Annotated in this window: 1 pseudogene; it reads left to right on the top strand. The window is 62.7% G+C overall.

Features of this window, described 5'->3' with window-relative positions:
- Nucleotides 1-236, top strand: a pseudogene (locus tag AUR66_RS06190) (DoxX family membrane protein); the annotation flags it as partial.

Genomic DNA, 236 nt, shown 5'->3' with positions numbered 1-236 from the left:
TGATGAACTCCAGCGGTCCCATCAGCGGCTTCCTCGCGTGGGCAGGCAGCACTCCGTGGATGCTCGAATTCACGAACTTCATGATTCCGCTCGGCCAGACCCTCATCGGCCTCGGACTCCTCATCGGAGCACTCACCCGGCTCGCCGCCTTCTTCGGCGGCTTCCTGATGGTGTTCTTCTACCTGGGGAACGCCGACTGGGCGCACGGCTACGTCAACGGTGACCTCTTCGGTCTC

Origin of the sequence: Haloferax profundi (assembly GCF_001469865.1) — an archaeon.
GTDB lineage: Archaea > Halobacteriota > Halobacteria > Halobacteriales > Haloferacaceae > Haloferax > Haloferax profundi.
The sequence above is the reverse complement of the archived record's forward strand: the minus strand, read 5'-3'. Positions and strand labels throughout refer to the sequence as shown.